At 45.3% G+C, this 18,127-nt stretch carries 14 protein-coding genes; 11 read left to right on the plus strand and 3 right to left on the minus strand.

Annotated features, from left to right (window positions below; translation table 11 throughout):
* Positions 1–59: 59 nt before the first annotated feature.
* Positions 60–491: a hypothetical protein gene (locus HWQ44_RS21345; RefSeq protein WP_292722698.1), complete on the minus strand. Its 432-nt coding sequence runs from the start codon at positions 489–491 to the stop codon at positions 60–62.
* Positions 492–610: 119 nt separating this feature from the next.
* Here HWQ44_RS21345 and HWQ44_RS21350 point away from each other — a divergent pair, with 119 nt between their 5' ends.
* Together HWQ44_RS21350 and HWQ44_RS21355 are read left to right on the plus strand one after the other, a co-directional pair.
* The gene (locus tag HWQ44_RS21350) at positions 611–2,461 is read left to right on the plus strand and encodes a S8 family peptidase (protein WP_292722701.1); all 1,851 of its coding nucleotides are present in this window, start codon (positions 611–613) and stop codon (positions 2,459–2,461) included.
* A 104-nt stretch (positions 2,462–2,565) separates the two neighbouring features.
* A complete protein-coding gene (locus tag HWQ44_RS21355; RefSeq protein WP_292722704.1) occupies positions 2,566–2,799 on the plus strand; it encodes a hypothetical protein in 234 nt (77 codons plus the stop codon).
* Here HWQ44_RS21355 and HWQ44_RS21360 read toward each other — a convergent pair.
* Positions 2,786–3,109: a thioredoxin family protein gene (locus HWQ44_RS21360; protein ID WP_099103723.1), complete on the minus strand. Its 324-nt coding sequence runs from the start codon at positions 3,107–3,109 to the stop codon at positions 2,786–2,788. The two genes, HWQ44_RS21355 and HWQ44_RS21360, sit on opposite strands and share 14 nt — an antisense overlap.
* A gap of 445 nt (positions 3,110–3,554) precedes the next feature.
* The gene (recA, locus tag HWQ44_RS21365) at positions 3,555–4,634 is read right to left on the minus strand and encodes a recombinase RecA (RefSeq protein ID WP_289796248.1); all 1,080 of its coding nucleotides are present in this window, start codon (positions 4,632–4,634) and stop codon (positions 3,555–3,557) included.
* A gap of 535 nt (positions 4,635–5,169) precedes the next feature.
* Here recA and xseA point away from each other — a divergent pair.
* From xseA to HWQ44_RS21410, 9 genes are all read left to right on the plus strand, one after another.
* A complete protein-coding gene (gene xseA, locus HWQ44_RS21370; RefSeq protein WP_292722712.1) occupies positions 5,170–6,438 on the plus strand; it encodes an exodeoxyribonuclease VII large subunit in 1,269 nt (422 codons plus the stop codon).
* Positions 6,431–6,658, plus strand: coding sequence for an exodeoxyribonuclease VII small subunit (gene xseB / locus HWQ44_RS21375; RefSeq protein WP_292722715.1), 228 nt, complete (start codon positions 6,431–6,433; stop codon positions 6,656–6,658). The genes xseA and xseB overlap by 8 nt, the downstream gene beginning before the upstream one ends.
* A 292-nt stretch (positions 6,659–6,950) precedes the next feature.
* The gene (locus tag HWQ44_RS21380; protein ID WP_292722717.1) at positions 6,951–9,194 is read left to right on the plus strand and encodes an ATP-binding protein; all 2,244 of its coding nucleotides are present in this window, start codon (positions 6,951–6,953) and stop codon (positions 9,192–9,194) included.
* The gene (locus HWQ44_RS21385) at positions 9,191–9,664 is read left to right on the plus strand and encodes a response regulator (RefSeq protein WP_292722719.1); all 474 of its coding nucleotides are present in this window, start codon (positions 9,191–9,193) and stop codon (positions 9,662–9,664) included. The genes HWQ44_RS21380 and HWQ44_RS21385 overlap by 4 nt, the downstream gene beginning before the upstream one ends.
* 2 nt (positions 9,665–9,666) lie before the next feature.
* Entirely contained in the window at positions 9,667–13,785 is a 4,119-nt protein-coding gene (locus HWQ44_RS21390; RefSeq protein WP_292722722.1) for a PAS domain-containing protein, read from the plus strand.
* A gap of 181 nt (positions 13,786–13,966) precedes the next feature.
* Entirely contained in the window at positions 13,967–14,725 is a 759-nt protein-coding gene (locus HWQ44_RS21395) for a sucrose-phosphate phosphatase (protein WP_292722725.1), read from the plus strand.
* Positions 14,725–15,357 carry a Holliday junction branch migration protein RuvA gene (ruvA, locus tag HWQ44_RS21400; protein ID WP_109007998.1) on the plus strand — a complete coding sequence of 211 codons (633 nt, stop codon included), beginning with the start codon at positions 14,725–14,727 and terminating at the stop codon, positions 15,355–15,357. Before HWQ44_RS21395 ends, ruvA begins: the two co-directional genes overlap by 1 nt.
* A 61-nt stretch (positions 15,358–15,418) precedes the next feature.
* Positions 15,419–16,579: an 8-amino-7-oxononanoate synthase gene (gene bioF / locus HWQ44_RS21405; RefSeq protein WP_292722730.1), complete on the plus strand. Its 1,161-nt coding sequence runs from the start codon at positions 15,419–15,421 to the stop codon at positions 16,577–16,579.
* Positions 16,580–16,810: 231 nt separating this feature from the next.
* The coding region (locus HWQ44_RS21410; protein ID WP_292722732.1) for an IS4 family transposase at positions 16,811–18,127 on the plus strand (1,317 nt) is incomplete at its 3' end.

An 18,127-nucleotide genomic window follows, 5' to 3' on the forward strand; every position in this document is an offset into this window, starting at 1 on the left:
AAAACTGGTTTGCTAATTGCTGTTATTGTACCTCGTAACACCGGGAAGTGCTGTAACGACTACTGTGGTTGCGATCGCAAGTCTTGTAATACCCTCTGCAAAAACTTACCCCATTCTGCTGCCAAAGGGATTTCTGTAAACGGAACCCTTACTGAGCCAGTAGATTTGGAAAATAGAAATTCTAATTCTATAGAACGACCTTTATCCGGTGGATTCTCTACATCTACTGATTTCTCATCTACTAAAAACTGGATTTTTGTGACATCAAGCAAAGAGAATGTTTCTAGTTTAATCGGCCCTTGAGGCGTGGGTTTTCCCCAAGTTAGATTGTTGCCTTTTTGACCTAATACAGCATAGATATCATACTTAGCCCGTTCAAATTGCTCTGCCCAGGCGCGATAGGCTTCAACTTTTTGATACTCCTTCGAGCCTTGCCAAGCTAACCAGAAAAACATTACTAATAGGGGCAACCACAAAAGACCACGTTCCATTGTTAAAAAAATCCTGAGTCCTGAGTGAAACTTGTAACTAAAAGTGCAAAATCCACCAACAAGGGATGCAGATAAGTTATGGTAGTGAGCAAACTGGCAAAAAGCGGTGATGAGTTAATATGAGAAAACTTATATTATTGTGCTTGTTTGTCATTGGGCTGGGATCTGCCATATTTGGTTTCCTGAATTTCCAGGGATTGGCAGCTAAAGGAGAGTTTGAGACGATTGTGCTTGATTTTCGGGAAGATATTCCATCACTTGTGGTGGAACAGAATCTGCAAGCGATCGCCAAACAATATAACGTTACACCCCAATTAGACAACAAGTTTTCCAAAAAAGATAATGTGTATATTATCAAAGGCGATCGCCAACGGCTCCAAGAACTGAAAAAATCTCAGTTCGCCCAAGCGACAGAATTCATTGAACCAAACTATATCTACAACAAGATTCCTCAACCAGGTAAAACCGCTTGGCTAGGTGAATTTTTAACCCCCCAAGAAGATGAAGAAGCAAGTCCTTCATTAACTGGCCCCAATGACCAATATTACAGCAAGCAGTGGAACTTGCACAAAATCGGTATTGAAGGCGCATGGAGCCAAACCAAAGGCAGTGGCATCACAGTTGCAGTAATTGACACCGGGATTACCAAGGTTCGCGACTTGTATGAGACAAAATTCGTCAAGGGCTATGATTTTGTTAACGACCGAGAAGAAGCCACAGACGATAACGGCCACGGGACTCATGTTGCTGGAACTATTGCCCAAGCCACAAATAACAAATATGGTGTTGCAGGAATTGCCTACGAAGCCAGTCTGATGCCGCTGAAGGTACTCAGTTCTTACGGCGGTGGTACTGTTGCTGATATTGCCGAAGCGATTAAATTTGCTGCTGATAAAGGCGCAGATGTGATTAATATGAGCTTGGGTGGTACTGGTGAAAGCCAGTTGATGAAACAAGCGATCGAGTATGCCCATAGAAAAGGTGTAGTTATTATTGCCGCAGCCGGGAATGAAAACACTAATGGGGCAAGCTATCCAGCCCGCTATCCCTACGTTATCGGCGTTTCGGCAATTGGGCCAGACGGAGAAAGAGCGCCCTATTCTAACTTTGGTGCAGGCGTAGATATATCTGCTCCTGGTGGCAGTGAAGCTGGTAAGATTCTTCAAGAAACTATCGATGAAAAGGGTGAAGGGGTATTTCTGGGCTTCCAGGGTACAAGTATGGCTGCTCCCCACGTTGCTGGTGTTGCAGCATTAATTAAAGCTGCTGGTATCAAAGAACCAGATGAAATTTTAAAAGTCCTCAAGCAGTCGGCACGAGTTATTCAGGATGATGGTTTGAACTATTATGGCGCTGGACAACTTAATGCAGAAGCAGCAGTCAAACTAGCCTTTAGCGGACAAATCAGTTTTCCAGATTTCTTTCGGTGGTTAAGGGATAGCGGCTATCTTAACCCCGGCTTTTGGATTGATGGTGGTGCGATCGCGCTCTTACCCAAGATTTTAATGGTAGTTGGTTCCTATCTGCTAGCTTGGTTTTTACGCGTTTACTTCCCCTTCACTTGGAGTTGGTCTTTATCCAGTGGACTTATTGCTGGCAGTTCCGGGTTATTCTTCCTCAAGGGAATCTATATTTTTGATCTTCCCCAATGGCCTTTCCGGGTTTTGGGTAGTTCAATTCCCGAACTAGGCAATACCCTCCAGGGAACTGATGCGTTGAATCCCCTGTTTGCTAGCGTACTGATTCCCATTGCTTTAATGGCATTGCTGCTGGGACATCCTAGTTGGAAATGGTTTGCCATTGGTTCAACTTTAGGTGTAGCAGCGTGTTTAACTACAAGTGCGTTTTTAGATCCAGCAGTTTGGGGATTGGGAAGTGGTAATTTAGCACGCCTCTTCCTGATTGCCAATGCCGTAATTTGTTATGGACTTGTTCGTTTAGCATTGAAAAACGAAGAGAAAATTGAATAAATTGGGAATGGGAAATCAATTTTTATAACTCCTAACTCTTGTACAGACGCGATTAATCGCGTCTCTCCTAATTCCCTACTCCCCACTCAGTACTCAGCACTTTTATGAGCATTACACTTACAGGTACAATCGAACGCCGTGATATTGGTACAGGCGCATGGGCATTAGTCACAGAAGAGGGTGTTACTTACGAAATCCTCAGAGGGGCTGACAAAGACTTACTCAAAGCCGGACAAAAAGCAAAAGTTAAAGGACAGGTGCGCGAAGATATCATGACTATTGCCATGATTGGCCCTGTCCTAGAGGTCAAATCTTTTGAGGTAATTAGTTCTGATTAGCTGTGGAATTCAGAACCTCTTGCAGACGGCTTCTAAACTCCCCTTTGGGATGACCTCCTTTTACTTCACCAACAATCTGAAATTCCCCCTCTGGAGAATTGCAAAGGATGTAAGTAGGCCATCCCATTTCTGATTTATCGGGATATTGAGTCAATAAAATTTTGCGATACTTGCGGTAAGCAGTTGTATCTTGCATCTTTACATCGATAAACTCTAAACCCAGTTCTTCAGCCACCTTTTTGTCATAAAAAGACATTTTGTGGCAGATGCCGCACTCTTCTGAAGAGAACTTAATTACAGCTAAACTCATGGGTTGGCTACTCTTCGATTTTAGGCAAAGTTTTTTAGCATAATGCTATGAAATATTACCATATAGCTGGCCATTAGTGTCAACTTCAGGCTGAAACCCTAATTCAATATTTTTCCTCCTTCTCTGCTTCTAGTGGCATGTCAAGCAAAAAAATTGTGCATTAGATGTAGGTTGGGTAGAGCGGAGCGCAACCCAACACATATTACGATGTTGGGTTTACGCAAAGCCTCCACCCAACCTACAATTTTTTTGCAACATTTTAGCCTTGCCACGCCACTACGCCAAAATATCAAGTAGGATGTATAGATTAGTCCAAAGCTATTCACTATCTGGATTCTAGTTTGTATTTCACGATATCCAAATCTCGTTTTAGAAAAATAAGGTGCGTCATCTATCTTGGTAACGCACCATCTATTAGCAATTGCAGATTAATAAATCCACATTTTTATTCTTCTGGCTCTAAATCGACTTCTTCCTCTTCATCTTCTTCACTGGCTTTAGCTACAGAGTTAGCAGAAACAACAGCGCCTTTATCTAACTTTTCACGCACCAGTTTCTTAATTTCTTCAGCAAATTCAGGCTTTTCTTCTAGATACTTAATGGCGTTGTCCCGTCCTTGGGAGATATTATCGCCGTTGTAACTATACCAAGCACCTTTACGGATAATAATGCCAGTTTCTTCTGCTAGGTCAACAACACAGCCCAAGGTAGAAATACCTTTACCAAAAATAATATCAAATTCCGCTATTCTAAAAGGCGGCGCTACTTTATTTTTGGCGACTTTGACCTTAACGCGATTACCATATTCATCTGTACCTTTTTTCAAGGTTTGAATCCGACGAATATCCAAACGCACCGAAGCGTAAAATTTCAATGCGTTACCACCAGTAGTAGTTTCTGGGCTACCGTAGGTAACACCAATTTTTTGCCGCAACTGGTTGATAAAAATTACCGTGCAACCAGATTTACCAATATTCCCAGTAATCTTACGTAGGGCTTGGCTCATTAACCGCGCTTGCAGTCCAACATGGGTGTCACCCATATCACCTTCAATTTCAGCGCGGGGAACCAGTGCTGCTACTGAGTCTATGACTACAATATCAACCGCAGCAGAGCGAACCAGCTGATCGACAATTTCCAAAGCTGATTCGCCAGTGTCAGGTTGGGAAATCAGCAAATTATCAATATCTACACCCAATGCAGCAGCATAAGTAGGGTCTAGGGCGTGTTCTGCATCAACAAAGGCAGCAATACCGCCATTTCTTTGCACTTCAGCGAGGGCGTGTAGCGCTACTGTAGTTTTACCGGAACTTTCCGGCCCATAAATTTCTATTACCCGACCCTTGGGTAAACCACCACCCAATGCTAAATCTAGGGTAAGCGCTCCACTAGAAATTGTTTCCACCCGCATCCGGGTAGCGTCGCCCAGGCGCATGATTGCCCCTTTACCAAAGCTGCGCTCAATCTGGTTTAGCACCATCGTCAGTGCTTTTTGCTTGCCAGAAGTATCGGTGTTGATAGCCATTCCTGCCTCTAATGCCTCTTAATATATGGTTTTAAGGAGTGTTGGTGTCGGAGTTTGAGTAGAACAGATATACTATTTTAACCAGAAAATTCTGGAATAGGACTTCTCAAATCAAAAAAGGTGTGTGACAAGATCGTAACTCGATCGCTACCAGATTAGGGTAGTTTTGCACAATGATACCAACTTGCATTCAGAGATAGCTTTTTTTGGCTGGGTAAGCAAGGGTTTTCAAAGAAAAATTATTTAAGCAACACAGGCAATGGTATTCAGCATATCATCGATACGGACAGGAGCATCATCGTGTACTCGCTGACGTCTTATACCAAGTAACTTGGCAGTTTGAGTTACAGAGACTAATTCAGAACTTTTGTTAAAAGCAGAGTCTGTCATACATGTTTTCTTGAGCAGGATTTACATTTTAGTCGGTAAGCGCAATGATGGTGTCTACAAAAGATTGAAGCGTTTACTCGGTTAAGCTTTGGTTTTCATTAAAATGCTAGAATCGCTCCAGCACAAATGCTTTCAGGCATCTTTGATGACTTTCGACCTTCCCGACTCTCTGATTCTCGATACGGCGCTTTCAGTATCTGGATTAACTGACTATATCCGCTTGCTGTTAGAGCAAGATGAACAATTACGGCAAGTTTGGGTAACTGGCGAAGTTTCTAGCGCTAACAGCCATCGCAGTGGGTTGTTTTTCACGCTGCAAGATCCCGATCGCACCGCCGGGATTAAGTGTGTAGTATGGAATAGCCAATTGCCAAAACTCGCCCAAATGCCTGTTCCTGGCGAGCAGATAATTATTTTGGGTAGTATTCGTGTGTATCCGCAACGGGGAGAGTATCAGTTATCAGTTTGGCAGGCTCTACCCGCTGGTGTTGGTTTACAGGCGTTACGCTATCAACAACTCAAAAATCGCTTGCTGGCTGAGGGGTTATTTGACGCGCAAAGAAAGCGATCGCTCCCCACTCACCCCCAAACGATCGCTGTCGTCACTTCACCAACGGCTGCTGCTTGGGGTGATATTCAAAAAACCCTGAAGCAAAGGTATCCAGGTTTACACGTTTTATTTTCTCCGGCAACCGTACAAGGCGAGCAAGCACCTGAATCTATCGTTAAAGCAATTGAGCGAGTGGAAAGAGATGGCCGTGCCGAAGTGCTAATTTTATCGCGGGGTGGTGGCGCGGTGGAAGAGTTGGCTTGCTTTAATGATGAACGAGTGGTGCGATCGCTGGCTAGTTGTTCTATTCCTGTAATTACTGGGATTGGCCATCAACGAGATGAATCTTTAGCAGATTTAGTCGCAGATGTATGTGTGCATACACCCACTGCGGCGGCAGAAATGGTTGTACCAGCACTTTCTGAGTTGTATACTGAGCATCGGCAGCGAGTTGTCGCTTTACATGAGGCGGTGCATGACTTTAGGGAAAATGCTGAGAATAAACTGCAAGTATTACGGAACCGTTTGCGACGTTTGCGGTTAGATCGGCAAGTGCAGCAGGAGGTGGATAAGCTTGCTTGGAAGCATCAGCATTTGGTACAAATTACGACGGGGCGATCGCAGCAAGCAACGCAGCATTTAGAATTATTGCGGCAGAAGTTGGCTAGTCTTGACCCGAAAGCGGTGTTACAGCGTGGTTATGCGGTGGTGAGAAGGGAAGATGGGGCGATCGCTCGTTCAGCAACGGAGTTAGCTGTGGGGCAAGATTTAGTCATTCAGTTGGGGCAGGGTGGAGTTAAAGTGAAGGTTATAGAGATAAACGAACCGCAGAGACGCAGAGGACACAGAGAGGTTAATGGTTAAACGTAAGAGTACTTCTAGTTCTGAGGAAGGTTGGAATTATGAGGCGAAGGTGGCTGAGATAGAGGGAATTATTGCTCGCATTGAGGCGGGTGAGTTGGAATTGTCAGCTGTGTTTGACCAATTTGCGACTGCTGTGGAGTATTTGCGTCAGTGCGAAGGTTTTTTGCAGCAGCGACAACAGCAGGTGGATTTGTTGATTGAAACATTAAGCCAAGAGTAGAAGCCAGAGCCTGATATCAAGGCTGAAATAGTCAAATTATAACCGACAGATATCCGACTTCTTGGAAAAGTCAGAGACTTTTTTATGCGCGTTTGGTTCAGGATTGCTATAGTTAAAATATCTATTTAAAACCTCTATATTCTTATAGAGAGTTTTATTAGTCAGTTAAATATAATTAAAAATATAAACAGCTAAAAATAAATAATTTGACTTAGTAAATCTCTATTTTAACTACATATTCAACATTTGTGATTTATCCCAGAGTTTTAATGAGGAGTTTGAGAAACTGAGAATGACTGATGAGATCATTGATTTGACAAACTGCGATCGCGAACCGATCCACATTCCCAGTTTGATCCAGCCTCACGGGGTTTTACTGGTTTTGGAAGATTCCACTCTGGAAATCATTCAGGTGAGCAGCAACACCCAGGAAGTTGTTGGTCGTCAACCTGAAGAATTGCTGGGCAAGTCGCTGTTAGATTTACTCAATGCCAAGCAGATTAAGCTAATTCAAAAATGTCTGACAGAGGATTTTGAGAGCGTTAATCCCCTTAACCTGTCTATCAAATATCTGAATAAATCAATTTATTTTGATGGCATTGTACATCGTTTAGATAATATCATTATTCTAGAATTAGAGCCAAAAAAAGTAAAGGGCAAAACAGATTTTTTTGACTTCTATCAACAGGTAAGAGGAAGCATCACTCGCATTCAGAAAGCACCAACGCTGCTGGAAATGTGCCAGATTGTGGTTACAGAAGTCCGGCGAATCACTGGCTTTGATCGCATCATGGTTTATCGATTTGATCGGGAAGAGGCGGGCAGGGTAATTGCTGAAGATACCAATCAGGAAACGCCCTATTTAGATTTACACTATCCGCCCTCTGACATTCCCAAGCAAGCCCGACAGCTATATACCCTCAACTGGCTGCGGCTGATTCCAGATGCCAGCTACCAGCCTGTCGCCTTAATTCCAGCGAACAATCGCCTGACAAATCAACCGCTGGATCTTAGCTTATCGGTGTTGCGGAGTGTTTCTCCGATTCATCTAGAGTACCTGCAAAATATGGGCGTGACCGCCTCTATGTCTATTTCTCTGATGCAGGATCAAAAGCTTTGGGGATTGATTGCCTGTCACCATTCCTCGCCCAAATATGTTTCTTACAATATCCGCACCATCTGCGAGTTCATTGGACAGGTAATGTCTGTGGAACTGGCAAACAAAGAAGCCAGTGAAGACATTGATTACAAAAGACAATTGAAGTCATTACAAACTCAATTTGTGGAAGGCTTGTCTCAGGCTGAGTATTTCCTGGATGGGATGGTGCAACTGAAATCTGAATTACTTAATCTGACCAGCGCCACGGGAGCGGTAATATGCAGTGGCAACCAGTGTATTCGAGTGGGTAAAACGCCATCTGAGTCAGAGGTTCACGCTTTACTTGATTGGATTAAACCTCACCTGGATCATAACTTGTTTGAAACGCGATCGCTCACTAAAGATTACCCAGCCGCCGAGTCATTTAAAGCGATCGCCAGTGGCGTTTTAGCCCTGGAAATTTCTAGAGTTCATCACAATTACATTCTCTGGTTTCGCCCAGAAGTAATTCAAATCGTGAATTGGGGCGGCAATCCCAACAAGCCTGTGGAAGTTTTGTCAAATGGCAGTTTTAGAATGTCTCCCCGCAAATCCTTTGAATTATGGCAAGAAACAGTGCAAGGGTCTGCCCTGCCCTGGAAACCCTGCGAAGTTGAAGCGGTTGCTGAACTGCGAAGCCTGGTTGTGGGCGTTGTGTTGCGGCAAGCAGACAAACTGGCATCGATGAATTTTGAATTACAACGGAGTAACGAAGAACTCGATTCTTTCGCCTACGTTGCCTCCCATGACCTGAAAGAACCGCTGCGGGGCATTCATAACTATGCTAACTTCTTAATGGAGGACTATGCAGACGTACTGAATGATGATGGGATTGCGAAACTCCAAACCTTGGTGCGGCTGACGCAGCGAATGGAAGACTTGATCAATTCACTCCTGCATTTTTCCCGGTTGGGACGTGCCGAACTGATCCGGCAACCAGTGAATCTGAATGAGTTAGTGCAGCAGGTAATCACCACCTTGACTATTGCTCGACCGCAGAGTGAAGTTGAGTTTCGCATTCCTCAACCCTTTAAGAGCGTTGAATGCGATCGCGATCAGATGAATGAACTCTTCACTAACCTGATTAGCAACGCCATTAAGTATAATGATAAACCCCAGAAGTGGGTCGAAATTGGTTTCATCGAAGGAGCTACTCCCACTTCTCTAACTTTCTACGTTCGTGATAACGGCATTGGCATCCCCAAAGAGCATCTCGAAAAAATCTTTGAGATATTCCGCCGCTTACATGGACGGGACGACTTTGGCGGTGGGACTGGGGTAGGGTTAACCATAGCCCGCAAAATCGTGGAGCGGCACGGTGGTAGAATTTGGGTGGAATCTACCCCAACTCAAGGCAGTACGTTTTACTTCACCCTGTCAGTGGAGGCAAATACATGACTAGCTTTTCAGCTTCTCCTGTCAGGCAAACGCCATTACTTTTAGTAGTGGAGGACAGCAACGAAGATTTTGAGGCACTACAACGATTTCTAGGGCGCTCTAGCATTGCGATCCCCATTCAACGATGTGTGAATGGGGAACAAGCTTTGGCGTTTCTTTATCGAACTGGCAACTATATTGATCGCCAAACTGCACCCCGTCCCGGCTTGATTATGCTTGACTTGAACCTGCCCGGAACCGATGGACGAGAAGTATTGCGCCGGATTAAACAGGATGACAGCTTGAACATGATTCCGGTGGTAGTGTTTACCACCTCTAACAATCCCAAAGATATCGAAGTATGCTATCGATATGGAGTCAACAGCTACATCGTTAAGCCGATCAATTTTGCTCAACTGAAACGAGATATTCAGATGCTGGTAGAGTATTGGTTTGAAGTGACGACACTGCCCGATTGCCCGAAGGATTAGTTATGAGTCAGAGATCGCGCATTGTCTTAATTGTCGATGATTCGCCAGAAGATCGAGAACTCTATCGGCGGTGTTTGCTGCGCGATCGCGAGTATTCTTATACACTTTTAGAAGCAACCTTAGGGCAGCAAGGACTAGAACTCTGGCAGCAACACCAGCCCGATGTTGTGTTGCTTGATTATCGACTGCCCGATGTGGACGGACTGGAATTTATCGCTCAATTGCAATCCCTGAGCCAACAGCCGTGCTTACCTGTGATTGTTGTTACAGGGCAGGGCAATGAGGCGATCGCAGTTCAGGCGATGAAAGCGGGCGCACAAGATTATTTGGTCAAAGGGCAAATTACCCCAGAAGGGTTGCAAATAGCAGTCAATGGGGCAATCGCAACAGTGCAGTTACGCACCCAACTGCAACAGCGTATTGACCGAGAGCGGGTAGTCGCACATATTACCCAGCAAATTCACCGATCGCTGAATCTAGATGAAATTCTTCAGACAACCGTAGCGCAAGTCCGGCAGTTTCTCCACACCGATCGCGTCCTGGTTTTTCGGTTAAAACCTAATGGAGATGGCACAGTAGTAGCAGAATCCGTTGGGGCAGAGTGGCGATCACTGCTCTCCTCGACGATCCACGATCCTTGCCTAGCTGAGAACTACCTCGCATGGAATCGACCGGAAACTTTAAGCTCCGATCCCGCTTTTGTCAAGAATTATATCGAACGTTATCATCAGGGTTACATAACTGCAATATCTGATATTCAGAATAGCAGTATTGACCCATGCCACATTGAATTGCTGGCTCAGTTTCAAGTGAAAGCTAATCTGGTCGTGCCAATTCTGCAAGACAAGCAGTTTTGGGGATTGCTGATTGCCCATCATTGTGCTTCCCCTCGCTCGTGGCAACCCTTAGAGATTGATTTGCTCAAAGAACTGGCAATTCAGCTAAGTATCGCGTTGCGACAGGCAGAACTATATCAGCAGGCACAGCATGAACTAAAGGAACGCCAACAGGTAGAAGCGGAACTGCGCCAGAGCGAAGAACAGCTACAATTAGCACTCTCAGCATCTCGGATGGGAACGTGGAACTGGAACATCCAAACGGGAAAAATTTCCTGGTCGGATAACCTGGAAGGCTTATTTGGAATGCAACCAGGAGAGTTTGACGGCTCATTCGAGATGTTTGTCGCCCGATTGCACCTTGACGATCGCGATCGCGTCATGGCTGCTGTAGCTCATGCTATCGCCACCGGAGAAGACTATGACATTGAATTTCGGGTAGTATACCCAAACGGTAGGATTCGATGGGCAATGAGCCAGGGCAAGGTGTTCTACGACCAACACGGACAACCAATTCAGATGGCGGGTATCGATCTAGATATCACCGAACGCAAACGGTCAGCCGAAGCTCTGCGCGAGAGTGAGGAACGTTTTCGGCAGCTTGCAGAAAATATTGATGCGGTGTTCTGGATTACAGAAGTGGCGGAAAACCGAGTCAGCTATGTCAGTCCTGCCTACGAACGACTGTGGGGATTGAACCCGCAGGAATTGTATCAAGGACAACAAGCATGGGTTGAGCGGATTCACCCGGAGGATCGAGAATCGACCCAGAGAGCGTTTCAGGAAAAAGCTGTCGCAGATAAATTTGATCAAGAATATCGGATTATTTTACCCGATGGTAGTATTCGCTGGGTTCATGATCGCTGCTTTGGGCTTCGAGATGCAACAGGAGAGATTTATCGGTTTGCAGGTATTGCCGAAGACATCAGCGATCGCAAACGCTCTCTTGCAGCCCTGCAAGAAAGTGAAGAACGCTTCCGCACTTCAGTTGAAAATATGCTGGACTGCTTTGGCGTATACCGTGCTATGCGGAATGAGCAGGGACAGATTGTCGATTTTCGGACTGAATATGTCAATGATGCGGCTTGTCTCAACAATCAAATGACTTATGAGCAGCAGATTGGGCGGGGGTTGTGTGAATTACTACCAGGGCATCGTGACGGTGGATTGTTTGATGAGTACTGTCAGGTAGTAGAAACAGGACAGCCACTCGTTAAAGACAGCTTAGTTTATGAAGATGAGTACGGAAAACAACGGTTAGTTAGAGCGTTTGATATCCGCGTGGCTAAATTTGGAGACGGATTTGTTGCCACCTGGCGAGATATCACCGCTCGCCAACAAACCGAAGAAGCCCTGCGCCAGAGTGAAGAATTTAAAAACCGGATTTTAGACAGCAGTTCTGATTGCATTAAGGTATTAAGCCTCGATGGGCGGCTGCTGTACATGAATACAGGTGGACTGTGTTTGATGGAAATTGACGACTTAAATTCCTATCTCAATACTGAATGGCTCTGTTTCTGGGAAGGCAGTTCTCGGCAACAGGCAGAGCAGGCACTCGCTGCCACTAAAACAGGTAAAGTCAGCATTTTTCGCGGATACTGCCCAACCGCAAAAGGCACTCCCAAATGGTGGGAAGTAGTCGTTAGCCCGATGCTGGATGCCTCCGGGCAGATGGAAAAAGTCTTGTTGATTTCGCGAGACATAACCGATCGCAAAAAAATAGAACTTCTCTTGCAGGAGAGCGAAGCCCGGTTGAAATTGGCGTACAAAGCTACGCGATCGGGATTATGGGACTGGGACATTATCCGCAACAGCGCTCATGTATCTGAAGAATACTACAATCTGTTCGGGCTTGACCCAACCATAGAGGAAGTCAGCTATGAACAGTGGTTAAGCCTGCTGCACCCAGACGATCGCACCTCAGCCAATGAAGCGGTGAGTCACACCATCCAGCAACGGCAAGAGTATTATGAAGCTGATTACCGCATCTTACATCCTGATGGCATTCGCTGGTTAGCGTCTAAAGGTCAGATTTTCTACAATGCAGCAGGCAATGCAGTACGGATGGTGGGTAACGTGCAGGATATCACCGATCGCAAACAAGCTGAAATCGAACGCGATCGCTTGTTGAAATTGGAGCAAGCAGCCAGAGCCGAAGCCGAACGCGCCAATCGAATTAAAGATGAGTTTTTGGCAGTTCTCTCCCACGAATTGCGATCGCCTCTCAACCCGATTCTCGGCTGGACAAAACTGCTGCAAACCCGCAAATTTAGTGAAACCAAAACGGCTGAAGCTTTAGCCACCATTGAACGCAACGCTAAACTGCAAACTCAACTGATTGATGACTTGCTCGATGTCGCCAAGATTCTGCGGGGCAAACTCAGCATCGATAATGCTCCTGTGAATCTGGCATTCGTGATTGAATCTGCGATCGACACCGTAAGTACAGCAGCCCTTTCCAAATCAATTGTGTTGCATTCAGTACTACCGAATATTGGGCAAGTTTCTGGAGATTCCAACCGCCTTCAACAGATCGTTTGGAATTTACTTTCCAACGCTATCAAGTTTACCCCCAAGGGAGGACGGGTAGAAACCCGATTAGAGCGAGTCAACGATCAAGCACAGATTATCGTCAGTGACACTGGCAAAGGCATTAACCCAGACTTTCTCCCGTATATTTTTGAATCATTCCGTCAAGAAGATGTCTCAATTACTCGCAAGTATGGGGGATTAGGATTGGGGTTGGCGATCGTCCGGCAGTTGGTTGAGGCTCATGGCGGCACCATCATGGCTGATAGTCCGGGTGTTGGCTTTGGAGCCACCTTTACAGTCCAGTTGCCACTGCTGAATGTTGAACCGGAAATCAAGCAGCCAGATGAGTTGCCACAACCAGGACTCGAACTCACGGGGATTCGCGTCCTCACAGTTGATGATGATCCCGATGCGCGTGAGCTATTAACAGTATTGCTTACTGAATACGGAGCAAAAGTGCTGACTGTTGCCTCTGCGACGGAAGTATTGGCAAACCTGGAGTCTTTTCAACCCGATGTCTTAGTCAGTGATATTGGAATGCCTGAAGTAGATGGCTATTCCCTGATCCAACAAATCCGCACTTTAACGCCCGAAAAAGGGGGAGAGATTCCCGCGATCGCTTTGACTGCTTATGCCAGAGTTGAGGATTCCCAGCGAGCCATTACCAGTGGCTATCAACGGCACGTCACCAAGCCCCTCGATCCAGAAGAGTTAGTTCAAGCTGTGATGGCACTCGCACACAGTAAACTATAAACCTCTTGCAAAAGTCTCTTCATATCATGTTCGGGTAAAGACTTATCATTTAGACCGCAGGGGTGCAGGGAGCAGGGAGAAAGAGGTTTTCCTGACTTTTGCACGGATGCGGTAATCAAAAGTAATTAACTGGACATGATATCACACGGTAGAATAACGAAATTTTGCAAGAGGTCTAATTATGAAACCATTTCTGTTTGTCACCGACCTAGATGACACCCTCGTATACCGCACAGTTGGCGATGACAGCGCTTTACCACAACTAAATCAACTGCTAAGTCAACATCGCCAAGAATACGGGACTAAAATCGTTTATTCTACCGGGCGATCGCCTGTACTTTACAAAGAACTACAATCTCAAAAAAATCTTTTGCAACCGGATGCTCTCGTCCTTTCCGTGGGTACTGAAATCTACCTTGATGGTACTGATACTCCAGATTCAGGTTGGTCAGAAATCCTCTCTCCGGGATGGGAACGAGAAACTGTATTATCTATTACGAAAAAATATCCTGAGTTAGTTCGGCAACCAGATTCAGAACAGCGTCCCTTCAAAGTGAGTTGTTTCCTAGAACAAGAAGTATCTGCGAATGTTCTACCACAACTTGAAGCAGAGTTGCAGAAATCTAAATTAAATGTAAAGTTAATCTACAGTAGCGGTATTGACCTTGACATTGTACCCTATAGCAGCGATAAAGGTCAGGCAATGCAATTTTTACGCCAGAAGTGGAAATTTGCAGCAGAACAAACAGTTGTCTGTGGTGATTCAGGTAATGATATTGCTTTATTTGCTGTAGGCAACGAACGGGGAATCATTGTGGGGAATGCCCGCAAAGAGTTACTCCAATGGCACAATGAGTATCCCGCTGACTACCGCTACCTGGCTTCATGTTTTTGTGCAGGTGGAATTATTGAAGGCTTAAATTATTTTGGTCTCTTGTAATGATTAGTTATCTAAAAGGTATAGTCGCTGGTATCCAAACAATTGGCGCTAATCGCGTGATTCTGACTCTGGAAGTGAATGGCTTGGGGTATGATTTGCAAGTTCCCCAACGGCTAGCAAATCAGTTACCAGAGTCGGGAGGAGTGGCGCAAATTTTTACCCATTTGCAAATTCGCGAAGAAGTGCCCTTTCTTTATGGCTTTGCTTCGCCAGCCGAACGCGATTTGTTTCGCCACTTGCTGACTGTCACAGGGATTGGTGCAGCCTTAGCGATCGCACTCTTGGATACTCTGGAACTACCAGATTTAGTCCAAGCAATTATCGCTGGCAATACACAAATCCTCATTCAGGCTCCCGGTGTGGGCAAAAAAATCGCTGAACGCATCTGTTTGGAACTGAAAAGCAAATTAGTCGAGTGGCGCAAATCAGCCGGGTTCTTCGTCGCCACAGGTGGGCCTGCACCAGGAATTCTCGAAGAGGTGCAAATGACTCTCTTCGCCTTGGGATATACTGCCCATGAGGTCAGTCACGCCCTCCATGTGGTAAGTGAAGACATCGGACTACCCAAAGATGCCTATGTCGAAGATTGGATTAAACAAGCGATCGCTCATCTCAGTAGCGAACAAGTTTAATTGTCATTAGTCATTAGTTATTTTCCCCCCTGCCCCCCTGCTCCCCTGCCCCCCTGCTCCAATGACCGACCCTTATGCCTGGCTAGAACAGTCCTTAGCAACAATTCATCGGGCAGATTGGTATCGTTCGGTACAACCTATTAATGGTCGTTCGGGTGCAACGGTGGTTTTAGCTGGGCAAGAGGTAATTAATTTTGCCAGTAATGACTATTTGGGATTGGCTGGGGATGAGCGGTTGATAGCAGCCGCAACTGCTGCGATCGCTGAATTTGGCACTGGTAGTACTGGTTCTAGATTACTCAGTGGGCATCGAGAATTACACAGGGAGTTAGAGTCGGCGATCGCATTTACCAAACAAACAGAAGATGCCTTGGTATTTAGTTCCGGGTATCTAGCCAATTTGGGTGCAATTACTGCCCTTGTGGGCAAGCGTGATTTAATTTTATCTGACCAGTACAATCATTCCAGTCTGAAAAGTGGAGCGATTCTCAGCGGTGCAGCAGTTGTGGAATATCCGCACTGTGATCTGGCAGTCCTAAAAACTCAGTTAAGTCAACAGCGGCAAAACTACCGACGCTGTTTGATTCTTACTGATACCGTCTTCAGCATGGATGGCGATTTATGTCCGTTGCCTGCACTGTTGGATCTCGCTGATGAGTTTAACTGTATGCTGCTAGTCGATGAAGCTCATGCCACTGGGGTACTAGGAAAAACTGGGGCTGGGTGTGTCGAGCATTTTGGGTGTACGGGAAAACAGTTGATTCAAGTTGGTACTTTGAGTAAGGCTTTGGGTAGTTTAGGCGGATACGTAGCCGGAAGTAGCGCCCTAATTGACTTTTTGCAGAACCGCGCACCTACTTGGATTTATACCACTGGGCTTTCACCTGCTGATACAGCCGCGGCCTTAGCAGCAATCAAGATAGTGCAACAAGAGCCGCAACACCGTGCCCAATTGTGGGGTAATGTACATTACTTGAAAAATTTGCTGCAACAGTTACCTAATATCAAATTACTGCCTTCAGAATCACCTATATTATGTTTTCAATTGCCCAGTGCTACAGATGCCCTAAAAGTTGGAAAACAGCTAAGAGATGCTGGCATTTTTGCCCCAGCAATTCGTCCTCCCACAGTACCCACAAGTCGGATCAGAATATCTTTAATGGCAACTCATGAAGCAGCGCATATTGAAAAATTGGTAACAGTGCTGAAGGATATTTGTTAACTCTTCAGGCTTCGGGTTTGTGTGGGTGTAGACGCAAAGCGGCTTGTGATCAGACATCGCTCTGATAAATCTTAAGAAACAGCCGGATAATAAGGGACTTCCAAGAAATAAATTATCCATCTTGTGGGGTGGGCATCCTGCCATTGGTGTCAAGTTAAGAAAAATAGATGGCTGTCAAGAGTGGGCAAATCAATGGTAAAAGTCAATCAACACAGGGGTGTTGAAAAAGTCATGAGTAAACCACGGAAAAAGCAAGGGAATCCAGATTTTCGCCATCGAGTCAGCGTACCTGCTCCAGCCAGCCAAGAGATAGAATCACGCCTGTTTGAACTAGTCAGCCCAGGTACATTTGCTAACCTCAAAGAGGTAAAAGACAAAGAACGGAGCTTGCGTTCACGAGTACTGACCTTGCCAGTAATGGCAGCAATAGTATTGAGTATAGTGTATCGACAAATACAGCATCTTACAGATGTATTGCGATCGCTAGAAATAGAGGGATTAATGTGGGTGAAAGCAACAAGAGTGAGTAAGCAAGCGTTGTCACAAAGACTCAATAGTTTGCCGGCTACACTATTTGCGAAATTATTCGAGCAAGTGATAGAGCGTCTGGCAGTGAAAAGGAGCGTAAGAGAATTAGCCCCAGCTTGGTCATCAGTAGCACAAAGATTTACCGCTATCTGGATTGGGGATGCCTCAACACTCGAAGCGATGAAAAAACACTTCGGACAACTGCAAGAAAAAACAGGTGCGGTGTTGGCAGGAAAAATGCTGATGGTTGTAGAAGCTTTCACTCACACTCCAGTAGCAATTTGGTATGATGCTGATGCCAAAATGAATGAGACTCGTTGGTGGCAAGCACTGTTAGAACCTTTACCTGATGGTGGCTTACTGATAGTAGACATGGGATTTTATGGCTTCGAGTGGTTTGATTCTCTTAGCGCAGCTGGCAAGTATGTACTCACACGCCAGAAGAATTTGGTGACATATCGGGTAACACGTGTACTTTCTCAAGGCTCTCACTACAAAGATGAAATTATTCACATGGGATTGAATCACACTCACCCTTGCCACCATCCCATGCGCCTAGTATCAGTATTGTGGGGTAAGACTTGGTATCATTATTTAACTAATGTTCTTGACCCACAACAGCTTTCGGCACAAGAAGTTTGTGATTTATACCGACGACGTTGGCGGATTGAGGACGCATTTTTATTGACTAAGCGATTGTTGGGCTTGTCCTATCTGTGGGTTGGTGGTACTAACGGTGTACAAATGCAAATATACGCTACTTGGATTTTCTACGCTGTTCTGAATGACTTGTGTGCTGATGTAGCGATCGCTTTACAGCAGCCGTTAGAGCGTATTTCCGTGGAAATGGTGTTTCGCAGTTTATATTTTTTCCATCGCGCACGATCGCACAATTCACAACTACAACTGATTCCTTGGCTAGTTGAGCATCAACGTTCTATGGGTCTTGTGAAAGCTGTTCGTCATCGTATACTCTTGTTCCCATTTGTGAACGTGCATGAGTTCGAGTCATTCCGAGTA

Source organism: Nostoc sp. JL34 (assembly GCF_017114945.1).
GTDB lineage: Bacteria > Cyanobacteriota > Cyanobacteriia > Cyanobacteriales > Nostocaceae > Nostoc.

Coding starts and splice junctions, on each gene's coding strand:
- HWQ44_RS21345 (WP_292722698.1), bottom strand. CDS start 491: ATGGAACGTGGTCTTTTGTGGTTGCCCCTATTAGTAATGTTTTTCTGG.
- HWQ44_RS21350 (WP_292722701.1), top strand. CDS start 611: ATGAGAAAACTTATATTATTGTGCTTGTTTGTCATTGGGCTGGGATCT.
- HWQ44_RS21355 (WP_292722704.1), top strand. CDS start 2,566: ATGAGCATTACACTTACAGGTACAATCGAACGCCGTGATATTGGTACA.
- HWQ44_RS21360 (WP_099103723.1), bottom strand. CDS start 3,109: ATGAGTTTAGCTGTAATTAAGTTCTCTTCAGAAGAGTGCGGCATCTGC.
- recA (WP_289796248.1), bottom strand. CDS start 4,634: ATGGCTATCAACACCGATACTTCTGGCAAGCAAAAAGCACTGACGATG.
- xseA (WP_292722712.1), top strand. CDS start 5,170: ATGACTTTCGACCTTCCCGACTCTCTGATTCTCGATACGGCGCTTTCA.
- xseB (WP_292722715.1), top strand. CDS start 6,431: ATGGTTAAACGTAAGAGTACTTCTAGTTCTGAGGAAGGTTGGAATTAT.
- HWQ44_RS21380 (WP_292722717.1), top strand. CDS start 6,951: ATGACTGATGAGATCATTGATTTGACAAACTGCGATCGCGAACCGATC.
- HWQ44_RS21385 (WP_292722719.1), top strand. CDS start 9,191: ATGACTAGCTTTTCAGCTTCTCCTGTCAGGCAAACGCCATTACTTTTA.
- HWQ44_RS21390 (WP_292722722.1), top strand. CDS start 9,667: ATGAGTCAGAGATCGCGCATTGTCTTAATTGTCGATGATTCGCCAGAA.
- HWQ44_RS21395 (WP_292722725.1), top strand. CDS start 13,967: ATGAAACCATTTCTGTTTGTCACCGACCTAGATGACACCCTCGTATAC.
- ruvA (WP_109007998.1), top strand. CDS start 14,725: ATGATTAGTTATCTAAAAGGTATAGTCGCTGGTATCCAAACAATTGGC.
- bioF (WP_292722730.1), top strand. CDS start 15,419: ATGACCGACCCTTATGCCTGGCTAGAACAGTCCTTAGCAACAATTCAT.